A 24,458-nucleotide genomic window follows, 5' to 3' on the forward strand; every position below is an offset into this window, starting at 1 on the left:
CAGAAAGGCTCATAACCCCGCCGGACAATCAGCACCCATGCCCGGTGCCGGGCGAAAGAGAGATGGACAATGCTGGTGATGGCCTTCAACGGGAGCCCCCGAAAGAAATGGAATACGGCAACGATGCTCGAACATGCCCTCGAGGGAGCGGCGTCCCGGGGGGCACGGACCGAGCTCGTGCACCTCTGCGACCTTGATTATTCCGGGTGTACGAGCTGTTTTGCCTGCAAGCGGCTTGGCGGAAAGAGCTACGGTACCTGCAGCGTTGAGGACGACCTCACCCCCGTCCTCGAGCGGGTGGAGGAGTCGGCGGATGCCGTCATCCTCGGAACGCCGATCTACTTCATGGCCGAGACGGGGATGATGCGAAACCTCATGGAACGCCTCCTCTTTCCGTATCTCACCTACTCGAACGCCCCGAACCTCTTTCCCCGGGAGATGCCGGTGGCGCTCATCTATACGATGAACATGCACGAGGATCAGGCGGGGGACACCTTCTTCGACGCCCGCGTGGCCCTCAACGAGGAGATCTTCCACAGCGTCTTCGGCCGGACGGAGTCTTTGATGAGCTATGACACACTCCAGTTCGACGACTACGCGAAGTACGAGACGGACATCTTCGACGCGGAGGCGAAGGCGAGACGGCGCAGGGAGGTATTCCCGGCCGACTGCGAGCGGGCGTATGCCTTGGGTGACCGGCTGGTCCGGCGGCCGTAGGGCCGCAGACCGCCGGTACCTTTTTTTCCCGCTCCCTGATATCCGCTCCCGGCATGCTGCCATGCGGAATGTTTATCTCCTTGAAACGGATTGAACGGTTCATACAGGGGGAGTTCCATGAGACGAAGGGAGAATCGTACATACGGACGGAGTCGTGAACAGGCAGACGGTGAGACGGGGATGTCCCCATTTGCCATCGCCGTCCTCATGCTCGGAGGGCTCCTGATTCTCTGTGCTTTTCTCATCACCCCTGCCGTCGCCCATGTGCCGCTCACACCGGAGGGAAACCACCACATCGACGATGCCTTCGTCCTCGCCGACCCGACGAAGTCGTGGGTGGTCTATGGGGACCTGGACGGGGCGGGCGATGTCCGGTATTATAGCATGGCGATGGCGACGGGCGATGAGCTTCGACTGAGCCTCTTTACGCCGGATGGGTCGACAGCATTCGTGCCGGGGATCGTCGTGACGGGGCCGGGCCTCGCACCCTCGGGGACGCTCCCGCCGTTCGTGGAGATGCCCCATGACCATGCGGGGGTCCATGACGAGGAGCACGACGACGCACACCCCGGCGATGGGACCGGGGCTGAGGAGTACGGGGCGGTGGTGATCGAAGGGACGGTCGGCGAGGCGGAGTTCGAGCCCTTCACTCCGTCGGCCCTCTACCCCTCGGCGGAGTATTCGCAGGTGGTGACGGAGGCAGGCACGTACTATGTCGCAGTCTACGCCCCGGACGGCTCTCCTGCGGGCGGGAACTTCGGTCTTGCCGTCGGGTACCGGGAGGAGTTCACCTTCTCCGAGTGGCTTCTCGTCCCGTTCTCGGTCCTCGCCATCCACCGCTGGGAGGGGCAGTCATGGGCGCTTCTCTTCGGGCCGCTCGTCCTCACCCTCGTGGTGGGGTTCGGGCTGATCCTCCGGCGGGGACGCCGGGTGGGGCCGACGGGCGAGAGGGCGGCGCCCAACCGCGGGCCCTTCGGGTGGCTCGCGGTGACTGCGGGCCTCCTCTATCTCGGGACCGGGGCGATGCTCCTCGTCCAGACGGCCGTGGCACTGGCAAAGTCGGGGCCCACCGCAGCGGCCGCCCTCCCCGGAATCTACCTCCTCGTCGCCGTCCTGCTGGGTTCGGTGGCGCTTCGAAACGGCCTGCACCGCACGGGCCGGGACGGCTGGGGGACGCGAAACGCCGGGCTTTCGATGATCGTCGTGGGCATCGTCGGGCTCGTCGCGTGGGCGGGACTTCTCGTGGGGCCGGTCCTTGCGATTGCGGCGGGCGCAGGGGCGCTCGTGCGGGGGGAGACGCGGACGGAATGAACGGAAGGTGACGGTGTCCCCGAAGAAGGGGCACGATTCCGGCACACCTCCGCCCTTCCCTGATGCAGGAATACTCCCGCTCCACCGCGTGAAGGACTGAACAATGACGATTTTTGCTCTATCAGGGGAGCATGGGCGCAGAAATGGATTTTAATCTCAAAAAAAAGGGGTTGTTCCCGGTTCACTTACCGCTTCTTTCTCAGGAAGGAGAATGCCCCGAAGGCCGCGACCGGCACGAGGACGAGCGGTGAGGCGGGAGTGGGTTGTGGCCCGGCTTCCTCCTCCCCGCCGGTCACATCAACAGCCGGGGTGGCTGGTGCCGGTGTGGCGGCGTCAGTGGATGCGGGGGTCACATCGGACGGTGGTGCGGTCGTTCCCACGGCTTCGGCGAAGAGGGCGAAGATAGAGAAATGCGAAGCTTCCGCCGTGACAGTGCGGGCATCTTCGTCGACGGTCACCGGGATCTCCACCCATTCCCCGGCCTCGTCGTCATAGAACCTAACGCTCAGATCACCGTCGAGTGCCTCCCATTCCTCCGCGGAGAGGGTGAAGGCGAGCGTGATGGACGGTGCGAATGTCGCACCTGCCGGGCTGCATTCGTAGGCGTATCCCGCAAAGCTGAACGTAGCCCCGTCAGGTACCGTGTTGACCGCGGATGCATTGATCTTCTCGATCGTGATCTCGTCCACCGGTTTGCCGTCGCCGCCGAGGGCGACCGCGCCCTGCGGGATGATCAGGGCCGCAATTCCGTCTTCTGCAGTGAATGTAGTCTCTCGCAGTACCATCCCCCCGGAGGAGGTGAGGAGCGCGCCCGTGCCGATAAAGTCGAATTCCGCTGCATTGGCTCCGCGGCCGCCGGAAGACACGGCATTGGTTACCGTGATGTACCCGGACCGTGCGACGGTATCATCCCCGGCAGCGTTTTCCACCGTGAGCGTCACGGTGTAGGTGCCGGCGGTGGTGTAGGTATGGCTTGGGTGCTGCCCGGTGGAGGTCGCACCGTCGCCGAAGTTCCATGCCCATGTGTCCACGACTCCGGAAGTCGCATCGGTGAACTGCACGGTGAGAGGAGTCCTGCCCGATACGGGGACCGCACTGAAGCCTGCAACCGGCGGGAGCATATCGAGGCTGAATGTGACGCTCCCGGTCGCACCGCCTGTCACCGTCACGGTCTCGTTTGCCGGGGTCGCATACCCCTGTTTTGTTACCGTCACATTGTAGGTGCCGGGGGTGATGCCGGTGAGCGTCGTATTCGTCTGCCCGGTCGTGTTCACGCCGTCAATCCAGATCCATGCCGCAGCCGGTACGGAGGTGACGGTGAGGTTGCCGGACATGGGTGAGAGCGCGAAGTGAACGCTGGTTGTCGCGCCTGAGGTGACCTGCACGGACTCATTGATACCGGGCTGATAATCGTCCAGAAGCACAGTGACGTTATGGGTGCCGGCAGCGACATTCAGGAGATTCGCCGGTGTCGTGCTTCCGGTTGACGCACCATCGAGGTAAATTGCCGCACCCGCAGGGGCGGAGGTGACGTTGATGGTGCCGGTCGGCGTCCCGGATGCATACATGATGGTATTCATGGATCGGTAATAGCTGATCGCAGGGTTGCCAGAGGCGTCGAAGGCGAGCGAGGTGTGCGTTCCGACGTATCCTTCAGCATTCACGGTGGTGTTCTGCCAGTCACCATTCCCGTCCCTCCATGCGAACTTCAGATCGGCGTTGGTGTTGTCGAAGTAGCTGATCGCAGGGTTGCCGGCGGCATCGAACGCGAGGGAGGTATATCTGCCGACATCTGTTGCATCCGCACCATCGATGGTGGTTTTCTGCCAGACGTCCCCGTCATGCCATGCATACTTCAGGGCTCTGTTGGTGTAATCGTAGTAGCTGATAGCGGGGTTGCCGTCGCCATCGAAGGCGAGCGAGTTGAACTCGCCGACGGTCCCCGTGGCGTCAACGATGGTGGTCTGCCACGCGCCATCCCCGACCTTCCACGCATACTTCAGGTTATCAACGCCCAGGTAGCTGATCCCGGGGTTGCCTGAGGCATCGAACGCGAGCGAAGATGAGTCCCCAACTCCCGGTACGGCATCGACGGTGGTGTTCTCCCATACGTCTCCAGCCATCCATGCATACTTCAGGTGGCGGTTGGTTAAGTCGTAGTAGCTGATGGCAGGATTGCCGGTCCCGTTGAACGCAAGGGAGGGGGATTGACCAACATCTCCTGCTGCATCGACGGTGGTATTCCGCCAGACGCCATCCCCGTCCTTCCAAACATACCTGACGTCATACACGGAATTGTCGTAATAGCTGATCGCAGGGTTGCCGTCGGCATTGAACCCGAGTGAGCTGTACGTCCCCATGCCGCCCGTTGCAGCGACGGCGCTGGTCCATGCTTCTCCGTTCCACTCGAAATACTTCAGTTCCTGTGCATTGGATCGGGGGGAACTGATCGCAGGGTTCCCGTCGCCATCGAATGCAAGCGAGGTTTCATAGAAGGCAGAATTTCCTTCTTCGACGATACTGTTCTCCCAGACATAGGCCGCCGATACCGGCAGTACGAGGACGAGCAGGAGAAGAACAGTGTATACTGAAATCCGTAGAAGTGTCTTCACGATATCACTCAGAATAATAATAATATAAAAAAACAACAGGACTGGGGATATAAATTTTTATTTTGCACGCCATATTCATCGCGATGTTGGATTCGCCACTATTTGACACATATTTTTGGAATAAATTGCCTCTTCGGATCGTATCAGGGAAATATTGGTACCTGCCCTGATTGAATTCCCCACCCTGATCCCCGGAACAGGTGACCGGTTCGCCATACGGAGCAGTGTTGCGAAAAAACACCATTCCTCAACGATTAGTTGTGGCCCGGATGTACATCGGGGGAGATGGGCAGCTCCTCATGGCCTGCGAGAGGACTTCGGGTTGGCAGTGGCAAGGCCGGCCACCAGCATGTATTTAATGATGGCAGACCTCTCTCCCCACAGGAGCAGATGATGACAGCAATCGAGGTCCACCCGGTCAAACTCGGTATCGCAAACGCCTACATCGTCCGTCAGGAGGGCGCAATCATCGTCGATACCGGCGACCCGGGAAACGAGGAGGCGATCCTCGACGCGGCGAAGGGGCGGGGCATTCGTCCGAAGGATGTCCGGCTGATCCTCCTCACCCACGGCCATGGCGACCATGCGGGATCGGCGCGGGGGCTCCGGGAGCGGACCGGGGCACCGGTCGCCGTCCACCGCGATGATGCGGAGAAGCTTCGCTACGGCAACCAGGGGAAACTGCGGCCCGCCTGCCTGACGGGGAGGATATTGGGGCCGCTGTTTGGCGGGAAGAAGGCCCGCTACCCACCGCTCGACCCGGAGATCGTCATGGGGGAGTCGTTCGACCTGCGCCCCTACGGCGTCGACGGGACGGTGGTCCCGACGCCGGGGCATACCCCGGGGTCGGTCTCGGTCATCCTTGCGGGCGGCGACGTCATCGTCGGCGACCTGATCTTTTCCTCCATCCCCGCGGAAAAACCCTGCCTGCCCTTCTGGGCGGACGATATCGGGGCGGTGAGGGAGAGCATCGCCCTCATACGAAAGCGGCAGCCCCGGACGGTTTATACGGGGCACGGGGGGCCGTTTCCCGGCAAAGCGATCGAGGGGTTGTAATCAGGGGGCTGACGGCCCCTGCCCCGCGTTTTTTAATGCCGCATCCTTCACGGGGAATCCCAACCATTGACGGCATTGCGTTCGTTTCAGTGACCGGGGCGGGGTGCCCCATGGGAGGGGATTAATTCTCCCGGAATCCAAATATCTGAACAGATGAGCGCGCCCATAAAGAAAACCATCATTACCGTCGTCGGCAAGGACACCGTCGGCATCATCGCGAAGGTCTGCACCTACCTCGCGGACAACGACGTAAACGTGGAAGATATCTCCCAGACCATCATTCAGGGCTTCTTCAACATGATGATGATCGTCGACACCAGCAGGTCGTCCAAACCGTTTGGGGAGATGGCAGGAGACCTGGAACGGATCGGCGAGGAGATGGGTCTGAAGATCAGATGCCAGCATGAAGATATCTTCACCAGAATGCACCGTATCTGAGAGGAATTTCCGATGATCAATATCTTTGAGGTCTATGAAACAAACAAGATGATCGAGCAGGAGCAGCTGGATGTCCGGACCATTACCATGGGCATCAGCCTCCTCGACTGCTGTGATGCCGACCTCGATACCTTAACCCGGAACATTTACGACAAAATCACCCGAACGGCGAGGGATCTCGTCTCCGTGGGAAGGGAGATCGAGCGGGAATACGGCATTCCGATCGTCAACAAACGCATCTCGGTGACCCCCGTCGCGCTTATCGGCGGACGGGCCTGCACATGCCCGGAGGACTTTGTTGCGATCGCGAGGACACTGGACGCGGCCGCGAAGGCGACGGGAGTGAACTTCCTGGGAGGCTACTCTGCGCTCGTCTCCAAGGGCATGACCGCGACGGACGAGCACCTCATCCGCTCCATTCCCATGGCGCTCGCCTCGACCGAGCGGGTCTGCAGTTCGGTCAATATCGGCTCGACCCGGACCGGCATCAACATGGACGCCGTCAAACTGATGGGGGAGATCGTAAAGGAGACCGCGGAGGCGACGAGGGACGACAGCTCTCTCGGCTGTGCAAAACTCGTGGTCTTCTGCAACGCCCCCGACGACAACCCGTTCATGGCCGGCGCCTTCCACGGCGTCACGGAGGCCGATGCGGTGATCAACGTGGGCGTCTCGGGGCCCGGCGTGGTGAAGCGCGCCCTCGAGGAGGTCCGGGGCGAGAACTTCGAGGTGCTCTGCGAGACCGTGAAGAAGACCGCGTTCAAGGTGACCCGTGTGGGCCAGCTGGTGGCGCAGGAGGCCTCCCAGAAGCTCGGGGTGCCGTTCGGGATCGTGGACCTCTCGCTCGCACCGACCCCCGCCGTGGGGGACAGCGTCGCGGAGATTCTGGAGGAGATGGGCCTTGCGTCGGTCGGGGCGCCGGGGACGACGGCGGCGCTCGCACTCCTGAACGACCAGGTCAAAAAGGGCGGCGTGATGGCAAGCTCGTTTGTCGGGGGGCTCTCCGGGGCCTTCATCCCGGTGAGCGAGGATCAGGGGATGATCGATGCGGTGTGCCGCGGGGCGCTCTCCATCGAGAAGCTCGAGGCGATGACCTGCGTCTGCTCGGTCGGGCTCGACATGATCGCGATCCCCGGTGCGACGTCCGCGGCGACGATTGCGGGCATCATCGCCGACGAGGCGGCGATCGGGATGATCAACCAGAAGACGACCGCCGTCCGGCTTATTCCGGTGGTGGGCAGGGACGTCGGCGATACGGTGGAGTTCGGCGGGCTTCTCGGGTATGCCCCCGTCCAGCAGGTGAACACCTTCTCCTGCGAAGACTTCATCAACCGGGGCGGGAGAATTCCCGCACCGATTCACAGTTTTAAGAACTGAAGAGAACCGAGACAGCATCTCCCTCTGGGAAGAGAGAGGAATGGTGCAGTGAGAGGATGGACCTCATACGGGTGATGAGGGGGGACATCCATAATAGAACTACGAATTCCTTTTTTCATACCATCGGCAGGAGAATGCCGGATACGACCAGCACGATTACGAAGGCACCCCAGGCAAGATACAACCGCCGTACCTGTCGGTGTCCTTCTTCTATTGAACGATCCCTGAGCAGTTGAATGGTACACCAGATCATCCAGAGATCGATGACGGCGGCAAGGAGTAGATATTCATACCCGAACCACCCCATGACCACCGGAACCAGCGTCAGGATGTAGAAAACCCCAAACACCGCGGCTGCGGTTGTAATCGCAACCTTCCTGCCTTTTACCTTCGCCAGGCTTCGCGAGGGACGAAGCTGATCGCCGGTGACATCCATGGCATCAGCGGCAATCTCCTCCCCCAGGTCAAAGAGAAATGCCAGAATACCGAAGAGCAGAACAGGGCCGGTCACCATCCCCATCGTGATCCCGCCGGTCACAATGGTCATGCCAACACAGAATGCCACGACAAGGTTGCCTGCGAGGCCGTACTCCTTGATTTTTACATTATAGAGGAGCGAAAGGCCCCAGAGGACCACGCCGAGGACCAGCACAGGGAGGCTGATGAACGCCGCAGCAGCAAACCCGACGACAGTGCATGCAACAAACAGCATCCAGAGTCCTCGTGGGGTAATCCTCCCGGAAGGAAGCGGGCGGTCCGGCCTGTTGACACGATCGACCTCCCGGTCAAAGTAGTCATTGGAGATATTTGCAGAACCGGAGATGCAAAAGAGCATGATAAACCCGGCAAGTGCCATTTCGAAAGGGGGGACTCCCCCTATGGCGAGGATCTGCCCGGCAACCAGGAAGAACCCCGCACCAAAGGCGAGGTCGAGCCTGATGAGCTCGAACATTGCCCTGACGGGTATTCCTGCGCCGAAAGTCATAAAATTACATCTCTTCTGATGGTATTTTGATTGTTGCCTGGGATGTCTGCCGTCCAATAGGTTGCCCATATGCTTCACGGTCTTTATCGGCCGCTACGGATGGTCAGGCACCGATTCGGCGTGTAGATCGATGACAGTGGAGGGACTTTTTCCCTCACGAGGGCTACCAGTCCTTCTTCATCGCCTCTGTGCGCAGCTCCTTCGGCAGCTTTTCGACGGCGTACCGCAGCGCCGTTCTCGGCATGGCTTTTTTGTTCTGCATGATGAAGTCGAAGACCTCTTCCGGGTGTTCCCGGCTCGCTTCTTTTAACAGCCACCCGTAGCCCTTCTGCACCATGTCATCCGTGTCGGTGAGGAGGAGAGCGGCGATCTCGAGTGCATCGTCGAGGAATCTGCCGCGCTTGGCGGGGACGATCAAAGAGACCGCCGCCGCCCTCCGCATCCAGCGGTTCTGTGACTGTGTCCACGCCTTCAGTTCGGCGGTGCACTCCGGGTACCGGTCGATGAAGTCCCCCACGGTGTGGTTGCAGAAGGTGTCGCAGGCGGCCCAGTTGGTGATATATGCGTCAATCCAGTGGCGGAAGAGGAGGAGGTCCGCCTTCTCGTAGGTGGCAAGGTGCTCCGTGAAGTACGAGGCGATGAAGGACTCCTCCAGGTAGCCGGAGGCGAAGAGTTCCTCACAGAGGGCAAAGACCTCCTCTTTCGGGCGGCCCTTCACCTCCGTCCGGCAGGCCTTCGCGATGGCCCGTGCGGTGGCGGTCTTCATCCCGTAACAGCGGATCTCTTCTTTGAAGAATCGCTTTGAACTCTCGCGGATGTCGGGGTCGGCGTGGTCTTCGAGTTCGCTGCGGATACGGGTGAGGAGGGGGTCCATGGTGAAATGTTGCGGGAGCGAGGGAAAAAATAGATCGGTGCGGCGGGAAGATGGGAAGGGAGAGTGCTGGGGGGAACGATCAGTATAGCATCCCTTAGAATTTCCTGTATCCGCTGCTCCGGTGCCCGACTTCGATCACATGAATCACCATCACCTCGTCCAGAATGGACATGATGGCCCGGTACTGCCCGATGCGAAGGGAATAGAAGGGGGGCTCACCTGCACCCCGGAGCCGTTTTACATAGAGTCGCGGGTCCTGTTCGTCGGCCAGGTCTCCGAATTCGGCGACAAATTTCAGGGCAATCTCCCGCGGGATTTTTCTCAGGGTGTCTCGGGCGGCGGAGGAATACCGGAGCTGGTAGCGCATCAGGCATCCTTCGTATCTTCACGGGATTTTTTTGGCCTGTACGCCATTTTCGGTTCCTCGGCAACACCGAGGTCCGCGAGGATCTCCTCATGGGTATGGTAGACGCCCTCCCGGTATTCCTTCAGCGACTGCTCGATCGTCGCAAGCGTCTCTTCACTGAGAGGTTCGGTGTCGACGCCTGCGTCGATGAGGCGGGAGATGACATCGTCGAACGATTCACGGGGATGCTTCTTGAGCCGCTGCAGGTGATCGCGGGTCTCCTTCCGGATCCGGATCGAGGTGGAATGCATACACACGACTGCATGTGCATACGTCATAGATGTTTGGATGGTCCCCCTCGGCTCGAAGGAAGCCCCCGGAGCGGTGGAGAGGGGGACGCAGGAACGTGAACGAGGATCAGTTCCCGGCGGATTTGACCGCTTCGATCAGTGCGTCGATCTTTTCCGCATCCTGCACATCCTCGGTGGTCAAAACGACCATCGCCGCGGTCGTCACACCCTTTGCCGCGAGAGCTTCTGCGAGGTGGGGGAGCGTGTCCTTCGCGGCCCCGCCGCAGGTCGCAAAGAGGACGGCGGTCTTTCCTTCGCAGCCGGCAAGGGCCTCCACGGCGCCGTTGATGGCTGGTGCCGCCCGCAGCATCCATACCGGCGTTCCGATGACGATCACATCCGACGCGGCGACATCGATCGTCGCGGGCTCGATTTCGTCGGCCTCCCCCCTCGCCGCCCTGTAGCACCCCGTCGTGTACGCAGTCAGCTTCGAGTAGGGCTTTACCGACTTCACCTCAATGATCTCCCCGCCACAGGCAGCCTGTACTTTCTGCGCTACGCCGCGGGTGACGCCGGTATAGGAATAGTAGATGGTGGTTATGGTCATGGTCTCATATCCCCTTTTTTGCGTTTCCTCCCACGTTCCCGGCAAAATGGCTCTCAGAAGCATATTTTTCTGCAGGATACCTGCCGCAGTGGAGCGGGGCCGCACCATTCGGTAACGGGAGTACTGTTTGACGGGATATAAATGCTCCGCGAAACCACGGGACCTGCACCTCCACCGGCGGCGCAGGGCCGGTCGGGGTTAGGGGGTGTCGCCCGGACGAAGCTTTCTCAGCGCAACTCCTTTGCTGAACCATGCACTGGCGTGTTCGGGATCGACTGAGAGCGCCTTGTTGTACGCCTCAAGCGCCTCCTTGAATCTCAGCATACCCATCAGGGCGTCTCCTTTCATGTTCCAGGCGTGTGCATCCTCTGAATCCAGAGCGAGAGCGAGGTCGCCTGCGTCGAGTGCCTCCTCGAAGCGTCCCAGAATATTGAGCGAGGTGCCCAGATTGACCCATGCAGGGAGGGAGTCGGGGTCATATTCGAGCGACAGGCAGAAGGCCCGGACGGCCTCGTCGTGTTCCTGAATTCTCGCGAAGGCCCATCCTTTGTGATACCAGAGGGAGGCATTCTCCGCATCGATGGCGAGGGCCAGGTCAATGGCCTCGATTGCCTCTTCAAACTGGTTCAGATTGATGAGAGCGATGCCAAGGGAGTCCCATACGGGGATGTTGTCCGGGTCACATTCGAGTGAGAGGCCAAAGGCCAGGACGGCCTCCCCGTACTGGTGCAGTTCATACTGGGCACAGCCTTTCCCGTACCAGGCAGCGGCGCTCTGTTCGTCCGCCGCTATCGCCCGGTCATATGCCGCAATCGCCTCCTCGTAGTTCCCCTGTTCTGCAAGCGCCATTCCTTCGGCAATACAATCGTCTGCGCTGGTTATCTCTGATGTTTCCATGGTGCACCCACACGTATCCGTTCTATGTACTTCACGTCCCGCAGTTCATACACTTTCCTTTTTGGAGCCTGATAAAAATACAAGAAGAGTGAAGGTGATACAGGGCAGGTCGGGCTCGATATTTTATGATATCGGGATCATTGTGCCCGGAGCAGATTCTGAGATCTTTCCACCCCACCATTCCATTTCATCAGAGGCTCACACCCGCAAGCAGGATATGATCCCGCATGACACTTCGTGCAAAGGCGTCCCCCGATTCCTTCATCGGTTCCCAGCGATAGTAGGGGATGGCGGTCACCTGCAGTTCAAAACCGAGTTCCTCTTCAATGGCCTGCACTGCATCGTAGCGCACGCACGATTCCTCGCCGATCACCAGAAGATCAATGTCGCTCTGTTCATCATACGTCCCACGGGCTCCGCTCCCATAGAGAGCCAATGAGGTGCACCCCGGCGCAATGCCGCGTGAGGACGGATACTGATGCGGGCATTCTGATACACCGGACACGTCGATCATGCCGGTCTCGGTCATTGTATCGGTTTCATCATGCTCACCAATGCCCTCTGCCACTCCGGCCTCCAGCAGGCGGGCAACGAGGAGGGTCCGTTTCATCTCCCTGACGAGCACATATTCGTTATTGAGGGAGATGAGGTGGGCGGTGCCGGCCTTTTGTTTCCGGACAATGCCGTCCCGCAGGAGAATATCCACATACTGCTTCGCACTGGCAGGTGAGACGCCGACCTCCCGGCCCAGTTCATTGATCCCCGGTGCAGACGAGGGATGCGACAGCAGCCAGGCAAGTACCCGGTTGCCGACAAAGATGCTGAATTCAGATATCATTCGATGTAGTGAACTATCGTTTGATAAGATAAATAGTTATTCGATAGAATAAATGATTGTTTGGTGAGACGAATGATTCCAGCGTCCACTACTGGGGGCTCGAAACGGGCGGGCCGCATAAGAAACGCTTAAATATGCCAATTTTTGCTGAAAAAACGCCATATATCCGATCGACACAGACGCGAAATGCGGGCGGATCACACCCGCCCCCGACCACTGGCACCTCGGGAAATCACCCGCCTGTACCGGGCAGGTATACCCCTTGGAAAACCGCCCGTTTCCCATGAGATGGGATAAGAATGGTTCTTTTTTGAGCGCCGGAAATACACCCGAAAATCGGCCAAAATACGCCCAAATCGGCCCTATTTCGACAACGAACAGGGGCCGTCACCACCATACAATGGCTGACCTTCCCGGCAATATGCCCCTGCAGAGGTCACCCTCCTCCGCAGGGCATCTCCCGGCCGGGGACGGCGGGGATTTAGCAGGTGCTCCCGTCGGCGGCCCTGACCGCCGCAACGAGGGCATCGATCCACGCCGGGTCGGAGACATTACTCTTGGTGAAGACGAATTCGCCTGCGACCCGCACCTGCTTTGCCGAAAGCGCCCGAGCAAGAATCGGGAGCGTATCCCTCGCCTGCCCGACGCAGGTCGCAAAGAGAATCGCGGTCTTCCCGCTGCACCCGGCAAGCGCCTGCACGGCGGCGTTCACGGGCGGCGCCGGGTGCGAGGCCCAGACCGGCGTCCCCAGCACGATCACGTCCGACCCCGCGACATCAATAGTTGCAGGCTCGATCACGTCAGCCCTCCCCTTCCGGGCCCGCCTGGCCCCCGACAGGAACACGGACAGCTGCGAATACGGCGCAACGGGCCGGACCTCGACGAGCTCGCCGCCGCAGGCGGCATGGACCTTCTCCGCCACCCCGCGGGTGACGCCGGAGTAGGAATAGTAGATGGTGGTTATGGTCATTTTTTCTCTCCTCTCTGTGGGACGCACCGCATATAGGATCTTCTTGGTGGGACTTATCCAACTGATAGGGTTAGAGGTCAGTACGATGAAGATACTGATCGGGTATCGGTTTGGTGGGAAATAATGCTTCCTCAGGACAATTTCGAGATGAGGTTTAATTAATCTCGAGAATTATACGGGATTACCACGAGAGAGTACGAAACCCTATGAAAAAGGCATGGCACTGATAAAGTTGCATAGAGATCGATCAGATTTAAATACAAAATCCAATATTTAATTAACCGCATTTAGTATTTGGGCCAAGATGATTCTATAATTTTCGAGCATTATTCTAAAAATGTATATATTATATCAACAACTCATTCAGCAGGATTCGGAGCAATTTTGATGGGTTTAATCCCTACTTGCTTAACAAATGACCGTCCATTTTGATTTTCAATAATTTTTACTGCTGTCGTTCCAGAGAACGTATGTGTTGTCGAGTGATATATGGATAAAACCAAATCCTGTAATCTCTGATCTGATTCCAAATATTCAATAATTAAACCAATTTCTTCTGCTTCATTCCTGTCTATGTGATAAGAATGACTTTTAAATTTGGTATGATCAGATAAATTATTGGCCACATTCTGAGCCTTTTGTATTGCCTCGGGCCTATCGGGGATTTCAGAAAACATATATTCTGAGAGCCAGCTGCAAACAAGCTTTTTTGATAAATCTAAGTGTTCCTCGCATTGAATAAGGATACCCGGTGCATACTGCTGGAGAATTGGTAACCAAGCGGATAATTTGGAGGGATCAGCACATTCTGTTTTTGCTTTTTCAAACTCGTCCATTAGGGCTTGAGCAGGTACTGCTCTAGAATTCCCATTTGAAAACAATATCATTTGGGGATCGGTTGGACCTAGAAATGAATGCTTTCCCATCATGATTTTATTTGAAGCACAAGCTAGCATAGTAGCAGCAGACATAGCAGCATGAGGAATGATAACTCTAATGTCATTGAATTTGGACCGTAAATATGAAACCATTGCAGCTGTAGCCTCAGCAGAACCACCTGGGCTGTGTAGAATTATATCCAAACCTCTGCTTTCAAGGCCATGAATAACTGCCATTAACCCCTGAATATCTTCTTCATTTATGCTAATATTTGCAGGGTCAGCATTTGGAGATGGTTGAGTCCATTTTGTTGCGTATAAAATTGTGTTTCTACCGGTATAATCAGATAATTCCTTTAAATATGATCTTCTTACGCCATCATAAGGAATGATTACTTTTCCATCTTGTTCTTCCTTCTGACTGTTTAATTGACCCAGTATTTCGCTCCAAGAAGGCATCGCTACCACTCACGAAGAATTATTGCTTGAAATAATCACCAATGAGGAATATACATGATCCAAATCCGTCTGACCTGATTCAATAATATCACTCGATTCTTTAAAAATGTCCATGATTTCTTTAATTCCAGGTTGCGCTAAGCCTTTTTGTATTAATTCTTCATGATTGAGCGACATGTCTAAACCCCTAACATCGATAAGGTTATACATAATCTGATATAAATCCTTTGACAAAAATACAATTAAATATAATTGTGCGATGATATTAATTACCCGTACCATCAGTCAAAGGAAATCTCTGAAATTCTAAAAAAAGAATTCAGGAAGAAATCTTCGCCTTAATTTCCTTAAGGCGGACAAGTTCACCCCCCCATTTTGAGTGATCGCATTTTGATGAAAGCAAAGGCCTCCCCCGCGTTCGGGGATGACCTTGAACTCCAGGGCATTGACACGGCGCTTCGTGCTCTCGATCTCGTCGAGGAGCCGCTTCATCGTCGTCTCAATCTCGGCGGCCCGGATGATCTCGTCGACCAGTTCCCCGAAGGCGGCCGCGGTTGAACAACAAAAAATTGTAGTTAGAATTAACTGAGAAGATTCACACTGTCAATTGTTGGAGGAGTTGTTCGTATGAGTGCCACCCGATAGTCTTCCGATGGCTCCAGAAAAAGATTGAACTGCGTATTTGCATCGAGGGGACTGGACGGTTTTGCAAATATGGTAAATACCTCCCCCGACGTGAGAGAATAATCCGCAGACGAGGTCGAATTGAGTATTGCCCATTCTCCTGAAGATATCATTGAGTCTGATGAGACCAGCAGCGGCGATGATTTGCTGAGAGTCCCATACGAATGTACGGTAGCAAATTCGACATCCACAGTACGGAAATCAATCGACTGTCCTTCCGAATTCATCAACACATTGAAGCGAATTGTCGATATCGTGCCGTCATTGTTGCCATCCAGTCCATACACATCCCCTGCTATTTCCATACCTGGAGGGCCAAATTCTAAATTTTCATTCTGAATTGGCGTCGAACTCGTTTCACTACACCCACAACTCGTTGAAACGACAATTCCAAGAACAAAAAACGACAGAACGAGAAGCAATAATTTTCTGTGAGTCATTGAAGAATGAAATACCCACCCTTCGATAAACCTTGCTAAATAAAAAAAAAGGAATCAGGCGTTACTCTTCGCCTTAATCTTCTTAAGGCGGACGAGTTCGTCCCGTTCCATTTCGTCAAGCCGCATTTTGATGAAGGCGGAGGCCTCCTTGAGTTCGGGGATGACCTTGAACTCCAGGGCGTTGACACGGCGCTTCGTGCTCTCGATCTCGTCGAGGAGCCTCTTCATCGTCGTCTCAATTTCTGCTGCCCGGATGATCTCGTCGACCAGTTCCTCGAAGGCAGCCGCGGTCTCATCAATGACCGCGGTGGTGCCGAGCACGCCATAGCCACGCTCGGCAAGGTCCTTCTTCACTTTCGTCGCCTCGATCTCGGGGACCACGACGCCCATGATGTTCTTCTGCTTCAGGGTGAGCTCGGGCTTCTCGCGGACCGACATTGCGGCCGCCTTCACGCCGATGGCACCCTCCACCGTGTTGGCAAGGGCGATCATCGCCTGGGCGCGGGCGTACTTGTCGCCAATCGCGTCCCGGCTGCCCTTTGCCTCCTCGAGCACCTTGAAGAACTCAAGGATCAGCCCGTCGCGCTTCATTTTCAGAATGTTGTAGCCGCGTTCGGAGAGCTTGATCCTCTTTTTCAGGTTGATCAGCTCCGAGCGGGTCGGCTTCACATCTTTCAGCGCCATGGGCGTCTATGCCTCCTTCGAGCGGTACTTCGGGTGGTACTTGCGGATGAGGTCACGGTCGATACGCACGAGGAGCTCCTCGGGCAGCGTCGACAGCAGTTCCCAACCGAGATCGAGCGAGTCCTCGATGGACCGGTCCTCGTCGTGGCCCTGCCTGACGAAGCGGTTCTCGAAGTGGTCGGCGAACTCGAGCAGGAGCTGATCACGCTCGGAGAGTGCGTCTTTTCCGACGATGGCCACGAGACCGCGGAGATCGTTTCCTTCCGCATAGCCTGCGTACATCTGGTCGGAGACCTTCTTGTGGTCCTCACGGGTCTTGCCTTCACCGATACCCGCGTTCATCAGCCGTGAGAGGGACGGAAGAACGTTGATCGGCGGGTAGATACCCTTGCGGTGCAGTTCACGGTTGACCACGATCTGGCCTTCCGTAATGTATCCGGACAGGTCGGGGATCGGGTGAGTGATATCGTCACCGGGCATCGTCAGGATGGAGAGCTGGGTCACGGACCCCTTCTCGCCCTTGATGAGGCCTGCACGCTCGTAGAGCGATGCAAGATCGGTGTACATGTATCCCGGATATCCACGACGTCCGGGCACTTCCTCACGGGCCGCACCGATCTGGCGAAGCGCCTCACAGTAGTTGGTCATATCGGTGAGGATAACGAGCACGTGGTACCCGAGCTCGAATGCCAGGTACTCCGCGGTCGTAAGTGCAAGACGCGGGGTGATGATACGCTCGACGGCCGGGTCGTCTGCCAGGTTCAGGAACACCACGGCGTGTTCGAGAGCACCCGTGCGCTCGAAGTCGGCCATGAACTGGTTCTCTTCTTCCTTGGTGATACCCATTGCCGCGAACACCACCGCAAACTCCTCGGTCGAGCCGGGCACCTTGGCCTGGCGGGCGATCTGGAGTGCGATCTCGTTGTGGGGCAGACCGGACCCCGAGAAGATCGGGAGCTTCTGTCCACGGACGAGGGTGTTCGTTGCGTCGATCGTCGAGATACCGGTCTGGATGAAGTCCGCAGGGGACTGGCGTGCGTACGGGTTGATAGCCGCACCGCCGATGTCCAGGCGCTTCTCGGCGACGATCTCGGGACCGCCGTCCTTGGGCTTACCGCCGCCGGAGAGGATACGGCCGAGCATGTCCTTGGACACCGGCATCTTGATCGTCTCGCCGGTGAAGCGGACACCCGAGTCACGGCCGATACCGGCGGTGGACTCGAAGACCTGAACGACCACGATCTCATCGGAGGTGTCGAGCACCTGACCGCGCTTGACGGTGCCGTCTGCCTGGACAATGTTCACCAGTTCCTCGTATCCGACGGGCTCGGTCTTCTCGACGAAGACGAGCGGACCTGCGATCTGGTTGATTGTTCGGTATTCTTTCATCAGAGCGCCTCCCTGAGTTTCGCAAATTCAGCTTCCATCGCCTTGTTGATTGCAGCGATGTCGGCCTTGTAGTCCTGCGTGAACTTGATCTGCGGGAGATCGTTCTTGGCGGTGATGGTCACGATCTTTGCCGGCGTGACGCCTGCCTTCAGTGCGGCGTAGGCGAGGTCGGCGTAGAGCTTGATCGAGAGCATGATGTCGTACTGCTTCTCCATCGAACAGTAGGTATCGACGGGGTCGAACGCGTTCTGCTGGAGGAAGATCTCACGAAGCATACGGGCGACCTCGATGGTCACCTGCTCCTCGTCGGGCAGTGCGTCGGAACCGACGAGCTGCACGATCTCCTGGAGTTCGGCTTCCTTCTGGAGGACTTCCATTGCCCAGGTACGCAGACCGTTCCACTCGGGGGAGACGTTCTCGTCGTACCACTTGGACAGGGTGTCCAGGTAGAGCGAGTACGAGTTGAGCCAGTTGATGGCCGGGAAGTGGCGGCGCTGCGAGAGCTTGGCGTCCAGTGCCCAGAAGCACTTGACGATACGCAGCGTGTTCTGCGTAACCGGCTCGGAGAAGTCACCACCGGGCGGGGAGACCGCACCGATAACGGTAACGGACCCCGAGTCGCCTGCGAGGGTATCGACACGGCCGGCACGCTCGTAGAACTCGGAGAGACGGGCTGCAAGATATGCAGGGTATCCCTCTTCACCGGGCATCTCTTCGAGACGCGAGGAGATTTCACGCATTGCCTCTGCCCAGCGGGACGTCGAGTCCGCCATCAGCGAGACGTCGTAGCCCATGTCACGGAAGTACTCGGCGATCGTAATACCGGTGTACACACTTGCCTCACGTGCCGCGACCGGCATGTTGGAGGTGTTTGCGATAAGAACGGTACGCTCCATGAGCGGCTTGCCGGACTTCGGGTCCTCGAGCTCGGGGAACTCGGTCAGAACCTCGGTCATCTCGTTGCCGCGCTCACCGCAGCCGATGTAGACCACGATCTGTGCATCGGACCACTTTGCAAGCGCCTGCTGGGTAACCGTCTTGCCACTGCCGAACGGACCCGGAATGGCTGCCGTTCCGCCCTTTGCCACCGGGAAGAGACCGTCAAGGATACGCTGACCGGTGACGAGGGGGATGTCGGGGTTCTTCTTCTCGGTCACGGGCCGCGGAACACGGACCGGCCAGACCTGCATCATCTTCACGTCTTCACCGGAGTCGAGGGTACAGACGACCTCGTCGACGGTGAATGCGCCGGACTTGATCTCCTTGACCACGCCGCCCTTGAAGTTCGGGGGCACCATGATCTTGGTGACAATGTTCGTTTCCTGTACCTCACCTATGATGGCGCCGGGTGCCACCGCATCGCCTGCTTTGACGAGCGGCTTGAAGTCCCACTTCGTCTCGTGGGACAGCCCCGGTGCCGAGACACCACGCTCGATGAAGTTGCCCATCTTGTCGACGAGCACCTCGAGCGGGCGCTGGATACCATCATAGATACTGGTGAGAAGGCCGGGACCGAGTTCGACAGCAAGGGAGAGGCCGGTGTTCGAGACGGGTTCGCCCGGTCTGATGCCGGAGGTGTTCTCGTACACCTGGATGATGGTTTTCTCGCCCTCAATCCTGATGACCTCACCCATAAGCTGCTCGTCTCCGACCTGCACCACATCATACATGTGTGCATCGAGGCCGACTGCTGTTACAACCGGACCGGAGATGCGCTTAAGTATTCCTTTAGATTCTCCTTTCACTTCCACAGATCAACACCCACTGCTCTTTTGATCTTCTCGCGCATCGAGACGCCGCCCTCTTCGCCGCCGATGGTGATGACCGTCGGCTGGACCGATTCTGAGAGCGTCGTTCTGATCCGCTCAGGGAGGCGTTCCATATCGCTTCCTTTTAACACAAGTATCCCGACAGAACTGTCGTCCAGGACCCCGGTGACCGCTTCTGCAAGTTTTTCGTCGGAATCCGCCGCGATGGTCATTTCGACCCCCGCGAGCCGGAACCCGAGGATAAAGTCACTGTTTCCGATAACTGCTATCTCCATATCACATCACCAGGTATCCCTGAATCTGCTCCCCGGAGAGACCGGATTCCTTCCCGCGTGCGAGTGCCCGAAGGTTTGCCACCTCGTAGCGCTTGCGCTTGAGGTACACCATCGTCGAGCAGATCGAGAACGGGTAGCGTTTCGAGATTCTGTCCATCTGTTCGAGCATTACCTGCGTCAGGGCATTCTCCATCTCATGGAGGGCGAAGCCTTCGCCGCCCCGTTCCTCCAGCAGGTCTGCGACCGGACCGGAGGGATAGTACTTCTTGACGCCGTCCATGATCTCCTCGATGCTCTCCGACCCCGCGAGGCGTGCCAGCTCATCGATCGAGAAGCTGCCGCCACCGATCATGAGATCCCGCACATCTTCGCGGACGCCGCCCTGGTAGAGGCGGATGACCGTCTTGATGTTGGTCAGGTCGATTTCGAGCTTGAGGTAGTCGCGGAACGGTTTGCCGCCTTTGACCCCCGAGGTCGTCTGTTTGAGCACGTATCGGTAAAATGCCTTATAGAGCTCATTTTCCATGTCGGCATAGCTTCCGGACTCCTGTGCCGCCGCGAACTCGCGTTCGAGCACCGGGTGGAGTTTCCATACCGCAAGGTTTTCGACGATACGCTCGGGAGAGTCCTCTGCGAGGAGGCGGTCCAGGGTCGCAACATCAAGGGTGCCTGCCGGGATGAGGATCTCCTTGATCTTTCCCGTCTTCACACCTTGGGATTTCCCCCTGAGGATTGTCAGGACATTGAAGATGTCCCAGTGACTGAGGTAGCTCCGGGTAAAGTTCTTCATCACTCCGGGGAGGATGCCGAGCACCCGCTGGTACTCGTTTGCAAGATTCCACGAGAGGCCAACCTCAATGAGGTCGATACCCGAGAAGGCAGAGGCGAGTTCGTCGATCTCCGCCTTGTACTCCGTCTCCTCGATGAAACGGGTAATCTCGGGAAGGCTCATATTGAGGAGCCTCATGTAGTCCTCCCGGGCCAGGAGCTTTGATTTGCGCACACGCATGCGCGTGCTCGCGTAGATGTAAGGAGCCGGGCCGGTTGTACTCACCGATGTCATCTGACTCCCATCCCCCTACCCGAAGAGGACCTCGGATGCATCCTTCAGGCCGGTTTCCCAGACCTCGGCGATGAATGTCGGGTAACTGAAGTCGAGCTGCAGTGTCCCGTCACCGCTCTCAGCGATGATGCCGCCGGAGATATCCTTTGTTCCTGCCAGTGAGAACCCGGAGAGGGTCTTGAGGCTCGAGAGTGCATCCTCGAGAGCCGGGACGTCACGCTCGTTGCAGTAGAAGACGCCTTCGCCAAGCTCTTTTGCCGCGGCCTTGCACAGTTCGCGGACCGCCTTCTTGTGGAAGTCTGCCGGAAGCGCCGCGATGGCGGCGACGACCTCTGCATAGACCTCGTCGAGGACGGCCTTCTGTGCATTGAGGACTTCGCGCTTGACCGCAAGGTTTGCGGCGGCGACCTCCTGGTTGACGATATAGTCAGCCTGGCGGTTTGCCTCCTCCTCCGCTGCGGTCTTGATGGCGATGACGGTCTCCTGTGCCTCGGCAAGGATTACGTCTGCTTCGGCTTTGCCTTCGGCTTTGACAGCCTCTGCCTCTTTAATGCCCTTGTTCCTGATCTCACTGACTACAGCATCCAGTGCCATTGTCAGTTCCTCAGAATAAGAGCAGGAGTGCGACAACAAGACCAAAGATGACGACTGTCTCGGGAATCACAGTAAACAGCAGTGCGAGACCGAACATATCCTTGTTCTCTGCGGTTGCACCGACGGCGGCGCCACCGATACCGAGCTGTGCGAGACCGGTACCCATACCGGCGAGACCGACGGCAAGGCCGGCACCAATTGCTTTAAATCCGACTGCGGTTGCCTCTGCAACTTCAACTGTCATAACTTCTACTGCCATAATCTAATCCTCCGTAAATTTTCGTTTTTTACCAAACGGCTGGTATTTTTTGCCTCCACCCTGGTAGAATTTGGTGAAGAATTCGACATAGTGTAAACGAATGGAATGTAATCCGCCACCCAGAACACCCAGAGCGGTGTTGAGCGTGTGGCCGAGCAGGAACACGAAGATTCCCACGATGATGAGCACGACACCGACGATCGACAGGCTTTCCAGCTGCGGGTCGATGATGAGCTCGATTGCAATGTAGTTGGTCACCATCGCGATTGCAACAGACGAAAGACCGACCGCTGCAAGACGTGCATAGGAGAGCACGTGACTGATGATGGTAGGGAGCTCCATGAGCTCGAGTGCATTCTCCTGGCCGACACCGATGACACCGACGACGATCAACAGTGCGCCGAGAATGCCAAAGACATTGAATCCTGCTGCAACCGGCGCAAGTCCGGACAGGTCCGGCATGAGCGGTATTGCAAACATTGACCAGAGAACGAAGAGAATACCCCACATCGTAAGAATCCATCCCGCCTGGCCGAAGACGACCTTGTTGCGGTGCTTGCCGGGGTGGTGCATCTTCATCGCGTTGTAGATGTGAAGCGAACGCCCGAGCGTGATGTGCAGGATTCCTATCCATGCGGTAAGGACGAGCATCAGGACTGCATCCGGCCCGTGGCCGCTTGCATGGCTGCCGATATTCAGGTGCCGGTTGATACCGATGGGGTCCCACGGCAACGCGAATCCGAGGAATTCGCTGAATATCACACCAAAGATGATACTCGACACTGACGCGTTTCTCAGCACGTCAAGGAGTTGCTGACCTGCCTCTCCCTTGAGCATCTTTCGAAGATAGAAACTCAGGGCGAGAAGAATCAGACCGTATCCCACATCTCCGAGGATAAATCCAAAGAAGATGGGAAAGACGATTGCCACCAGTAGCGTGGGATCAAATTCCGTGTACTGGGGACGGGAATAAATGTCGATTAAGAGTTCTGTCGGCTTGGAGAAATCGGGGTTGTTGTACTGCACCGGTACCGCATCCTCGACGGGATCGTACTCGATTTCGGTAATGTACACCTTTCCGTCGGTTGCCGACGTAATGTCAGAGATGAGCGCGTCTTTCTTGTCGACGGGCACCCAGCCCTCTGCCACGAACGTCTCTTCAGTGGTGGCGAATCGAAGCGGTGCTTCCTTGCGCTCCACTTCTGCCGTGAGCAGCTCATCGCATGCCACCAGAAACGCTGCGTGTTTTTCTTTCTGAGCGGAAATCCGCCCTTTGACCCCCTCAATGTCAGTGTTGAGGCGGGAGATCTCCTGAGTATACCAGTCGATCCGCGACTGTGCCATACCCTCTTCATCGGGGATGGCAACGGCCTGGAATCCGGCATCGAGAAGCGAACGTTCAGCCTCCTCGGCGTTTTCCAGCGGGACGACAGTGATCAGAAATTGTGTCTTGTCGACAGTGGTGTAGAACGTCTCGTTCGGGACGGCAATTCCGACATGGGCCGGAACGTACCCTGCAAGGACGACGAAGTAGTCAAATCCCTTCAGGTCCGCAAGATTGCCCGGATAGCCGGTAAACGGCTTCAGCTCGGCAATCTTTGCCTCGTATTCCCGTACGGTGTTCTCAAGCGAGTTCTTCTCCTCGATGAGCGCCATTGCCTCCTTCTCGATCGCGGGAAGTTCTGACTCGATCTTGCGTGTCAGTTCCTTCGACCCCGACCGGACGGCGGTTTCGACCTCAGCTGCGGAGACACCGAAGGTGTTCTCAATGGAACGGATCCTGATGAGATCACTCGATACATCGCCTGCACCGGGAAGTGGCATGCCGATCTTGCACCCTTCATACCCTTCCTCATCTGATTCCACAAAATCTTCGATATGGAAGAGATTGTGGCGGTATAGCTCACGTACGATAGTGTCAAGCTGATCTTTGGACGCTGCAATCAGCAGCCGGCTCATTGTCTGTGTTTTAAACATTGAGCTTCACCTTGAACTGGTCAACGAGCAGTGCAACCGCTTTGTCAAGGTTTTTGTTTGATGCTGCTCTGACAGCTTCTGCCTGGCGTTTGCCCTCTTCACGGGTTTCGGCACTCTTCTGTGCCGCAATCGCCTCGGCATCCGCAATCCGCTTGGCTTTGTACTCTTTCGCACCTTCTGTTTCTTTGGCCACCATGTTCTCTGCTTCCACACGGGCGTCGGCAATCATCTTTGCCTTCGCATCGTATGCCGCGGCGATCATGGTACGCCGTTCTTCTTCAGTCTGTTTGATGCTCTTTAAGACCTCAGTCTTCATCCAGTCCTCCTTCTCACGGCAATACAATAACTCATGAAGAGGATCGGTATTAACTCTTCTTATTTCCGGCACGGAGCGTAATATTTCGTCGGTTGCCGAAGGGGATGCGTGATCCGGATCGGCAGGGTAAACCAAATACAATATATCGGTATTTTTCCAAAACAGATACGATTTGCACGTATTTGACACTCAGGGAAATGACGCTTTTCCCCTGATTCTCCCCCGAATGCGACATATGCCGGACACCGTACCCGCTCTCCTGAAAAAGAAGCATTTCCAGTCCGGCAAAAAAGTATGCCTCCCGGCACCCGGCTGTGGCCGGAAACGGAAACGAACAACCGCTCCCGTTCCCG

The 24,458-nt window shown here is 57.2% G+C and carries 26 protein-coding genes and 1 pseudogene; 5 read left to right on the forward strand and 22 right to left on the reverse strand.

From position 1 onward, the window contains the following. Positions 1-69 precede the first annotated feature (69 nt). Both AZH53_RS07640 and AZH53_RS07645 read left to right on the forward strand, forming a co-directional pair. Positions 70-717 carry a flavodoxin family protein gene (locus AZH53_RS07640; RefSeq protein WP_319642920.1) on the forward strand — a complete coding sequence of 216 codons (648 nt, stop codon included), beginning with the start codon at positions 70-72 and terminating at the stop codon, positions 715-717. 117 nt (positions 718-834) lie between these two features. Further along, positions 835-2,028: a hypothetical protein gene (locus tag AZH53_RS07645; RefSeq protein ID WP_319642921.1), complete on the forward strand. Its 1,194-nt coding sequence runs from the start codon at positions 835-837 to the stop codon at positions 2,026-2,028. A 185-nt stretch (positions 2,029-2,213) separates the two neighbouring features. Here AZH53_RS07645 and AZH53_RS07650 read toward each other — a convergent pair whose 3' ends face one another. After that, positions 2,214-4,640: a PEGA domain-containing protein gene (locus tag AZH53_RS07650; protein ID WP_319642922.1), complete on the reverse strand. Its 2,427-nt coding sequence runs from the start codon at positions 4,638-4,640 to the stop codon at positions 2,214-2,216. A gap of 390 nt (positions 4,641-5,030) precedes the next feature. On the opposite strand from AZH53_RS07650, the gene AZH53_RS07655 reads away from it, so the two are divergent. The 3 genes from AZH53_RS07655 to AZH53_RS07665 all read left to right on the forward strand — a co-directional run bounded on the left by AZH53_RS07655 (position 5,031) and on the right by AZH53_RS07665 (position 7,511). Beyond that, positions 5,031-5,696: an MBL fold metallo-hydrolase gene (locus AZH53_RS07655; protein WP_319642923.1), complete on the forward strand. Its 666-nt coding sequence runs from the start codon at positions 5,031-5,033 to the stop codon at positions 5,694-5,696. A 153-nt stretch (positions 5,697-5,849) separates the two neighbouring features. Next, complete coding sequence (locus tag AZH53_RS07660; RefSeq protein WP_319642924.1) at positions 5,850-6,134, forward strand: ACT domain-containing protein; 285 nt, start codon at positions 5,850-5,852, stop codon at positions 6,132-6,134. Between the two features lie 12 nt (positions 6,135-6,146). Next, complete coding sequence (locus AZH53_RS07665; RefSeq protein ID WP_319642925.1) at positions 6,147-7,511, forward strand: PFL family protein; 1,365 nt, start codon at positions 6,147-6,149, stop codon at positions 7,509-7,511. A 115-nt stretch (positions 7,512-7,626) separates the two neighbouring features. Here AZH53_RS07665 and AZH53_RS07670 read toward each other — a convergent pair whose 3' ends face one another. The 21 genes and pseudogenes from AZH53_RS07670 to AZH53_RS07770 form a co-directional block, all read right to left on the reverse strand. After that, positions 7,627-8,496: a UbiA family prenyltransferase gene (locus AZH53_RS07670; protein WP_319642926.1), complete on the reverse strand. Its 870-nt coding sequence runs from the start codon at positions 8,494-8,496 to the stop codon at positions 7,627-7,629. A gap of 163 nt (positions 8,497-8,659) precedes the next feature. Then, on the reverse strand, positions 8,660-9,370 hold the full coding sequence (locus AZH53_RS07675) for a DNA alkylation repair protein (protein ID WP_319642927.1): 711 nt from the start codon (positions 9,368-9,370) through the stop codon (positions 8,660-8,662). Between the two features lie 94 nt (positions 9,371-9,464). Then, positions 9,465-9,737 (reverse strand): type II toxin-antitoxin system RelE family toxin, encoded by a 273-nt coding sequence (locus tag AZH53_RS07680; RefSeq protein ID WP_319642928.1) that lies wholly within the window; start codon positions 9,735-9,737, stop codon positions 9,465-9,467. Beyond that, positions 9,737-10,027, reverse strand: a complete 291-nt coding sequence (locus AZH53_RS07685) for a DUF7557 family protein (protein WP_319642929.1) — start codon at positions 10,025-10,027, stop codon at positions 9,737-9,739. Before AZH53_RS07685 ends, AZH53_RS07680 begins: the two co-directional genes overlap by 1 nt. A gap of 106 nt (positions 10,028-10,133) precedes the next feature. Beyond that, a complete protein-coding gene (locus AZH53_RS07690; RefSeq protein ID WP_319642930.1) occupies positions 10,134-10,613 on the reverse strand; it encodes a flavodoxin family protein in 480 nt (159 codons plus the stop codon). 198 nt (positions 10,614-10,811) lie between these two features. Beyond that, on the reverse strand, positions 10,812-11,510 hold the full coding sequence (locus tag AZH53_RS07695; protein ID WP_319642931.1) for a tetratricopeptide repeat protein: 699 nt from the start codon (positions 11,508-11,510) through the stop codon (positions 10,812-10,814). Positions 11,511-11,700: 190 nt separating this feature from the next. Beyond that, positions 11,701-12,348: a nucleotidyltransferase domain-containing protein gene (locus AZH53_RS07700; RefSeq protein WP_319642932.1), complete on the reverse strand. Its 648-nt coding sequence runs from the start codon at positions 12,346-12,348 to the stop codon at positions 11,701-11,703. Between the two features lie 481 nt (positions 12,349-12,829). Next, a complete protein-coding gene (locus AZH53_RS07705) occupies positions 12,830-13,318 on the reverse strand; it encodes a flavodoxin family protein (RefSeq protein ID WP_319642933.1) in 489 nt (162 codons plus the stop codon). A 359-nt stretch (positions 13,319-13,677) separates the two neighbouring features. Beyond that, positions 13,678-14,655, reverse strand: a complete 978-nt coding sequence (locus AZH53_RS07710; RefSeq protein ID WP_319643662.1) for an SDH family Clp fold serine proteinase — start codon at positions 14,653-14,655, stop codon at positions 13,678-13,680. A 9-nt stretch (positions 14,656-14,664) separates the two neighbouring features. Continuing rightward, a complete protein-coding gene (locus AZH53_RS07715; protein WP_319642934.1) occupies positions 14,665-14,937 on the reverse strand; it encodes a hypothetical protein in 273 nt (90 codons plus the stop codon). 37 nt (positions 14,938-14,974) lie between these two features. Then, positions 14,975-15,210, reverse strand: a pseudogene (locus AZH53_RS07720) (V-type ATP synthase subunit D); the annotation flags it as partial. A gap of 26 nt (positions 15,211-15,236) precedes the next feature. Then, positions 15,237-15,779, reverse strand: coding sequence for a hypothetical protein (locus AZH53_RS07725; RefSeq protein WP_319642935.1), 543 nt, complete (start codon positions 15,777-15,779; stop codon positions 15,237-15,239). 54 nt (positions 15,780-15,833) lie between these two features. Beyond that, entirely contained in the window at positions 15,834-16,463 is a 630-nt protein-coding gene (locus AZH53_RS07730) for a V-type ATP synthase subunit D (protein WP_319642936.1), read from the reverse strand. 6 nt (positions 16,464-16,469) lie between these two features. Then, complete coding sequence (locus AZH53_RS07735; RefSeq protein WP_319642937.1) at positions 16,470-17,852, reverse strand: V-type ATP synthase subunit B; 1,383 nt, start codon at positions 17,850-17,852, stop codon at positions 16,470-16,472. Next, positions 17,852-19,603, reverse strand: a complete 1,752-nt coding sequence (locus AZH53_RS07740; protein ID WP_319642938.1) for an ATP synthase subunit A — start codon at positions 19,601-19,603, stop codon at positions 17,852-17,854. The genes AZH53_RS07735 and AZH53_RS07740 overlap by 1 nt, the downstream gene beginning before the upstream one ends. Further along, positions 19,594-19,896 (reverse strand): V-type ATP synthase subunit F, encoded by a 303-nt coding sequence (locus AZH53_RS07745; RefSeq protein WP_319642939.1) that lies wholly within the window; start codon positions 19,894-19,896, stop codon positions 19,594-19,596. The genes AZH53_RS07740 and AZH53_RS07745 overlap by 10 nt, the downstream gene beginning before the upstream one ends. Position 19,897: 1 nt before the next feature. Beyond that, positions 19,898-20,959, reverse strand: coding sequence for a V-type ATP synthase subunit C (locus tag AZH53_RS07750; RefSeq protein WP_319642940.1), 1,062 nt, complete (start codon positions 20,957-20,959; stop codon positions 19,898-19,900). Between the two features lie 15 nt (positions 20,960-20,974). Continuing rightward, a complete protein-coding gene (locus tag AZH53_RS07755) occupies positions 20,975-21,553 on the reverse strand; it encodes a V-type ATP synthase subunit E family protein (protein WP_319642941.1) in 579 nt (192 codons plus the stop codon). A gap of 10 nt (positions 21,554-21,563) precedes the next feature. Beyond that, a complete protein-coding gene (locus tag AZH53_RS07760; RefSeq protein ID WP_319642942.1) occupies positions 21,564-21,812 on the reverse strand; it encodes an ATPase in 249 nt (82 codons plus the stop codon). Positions 21,813-21,815: 3 nt separating this feature from the next. Continuing rightward, entirely contained in the window at positions 21,816-23,789 is a 1,974-nt protein-coding gene (locus tag AZH53_RS07765) for a V-type ATP synthase subunit I (protein ID WP_319642943.1), read from the reverse strand. Next, positions 23,782-24,105: an ATPase gene (locus tag AZH53_RS07770; RefSeq protein WP_319642944.1), complete on the reverse strand. Its 324-nt coding sequence runs from the start codon at positions 24,103-24,105 to the stop codon at positions 23,782-23,784. The genes AZH53_RS07765 and AZH53_RS07770 overlap by 8 nt, the downstream gene beginning before the upstream one ends. Positions 24,106-24,458: the final 353 nt, after the last annotated feature.

It is taken from the genome of Methanovulcanius yangii (assembly GCF_018687785.1).
In the GTDB taxonomy this organism is placed as follows: Archaea; Halobacteriota; Methanomicrobia; order Methanomicrobiales; family Methanomicrobiaceae; genus Methanovulcanius; species Methanovulcanius yangii.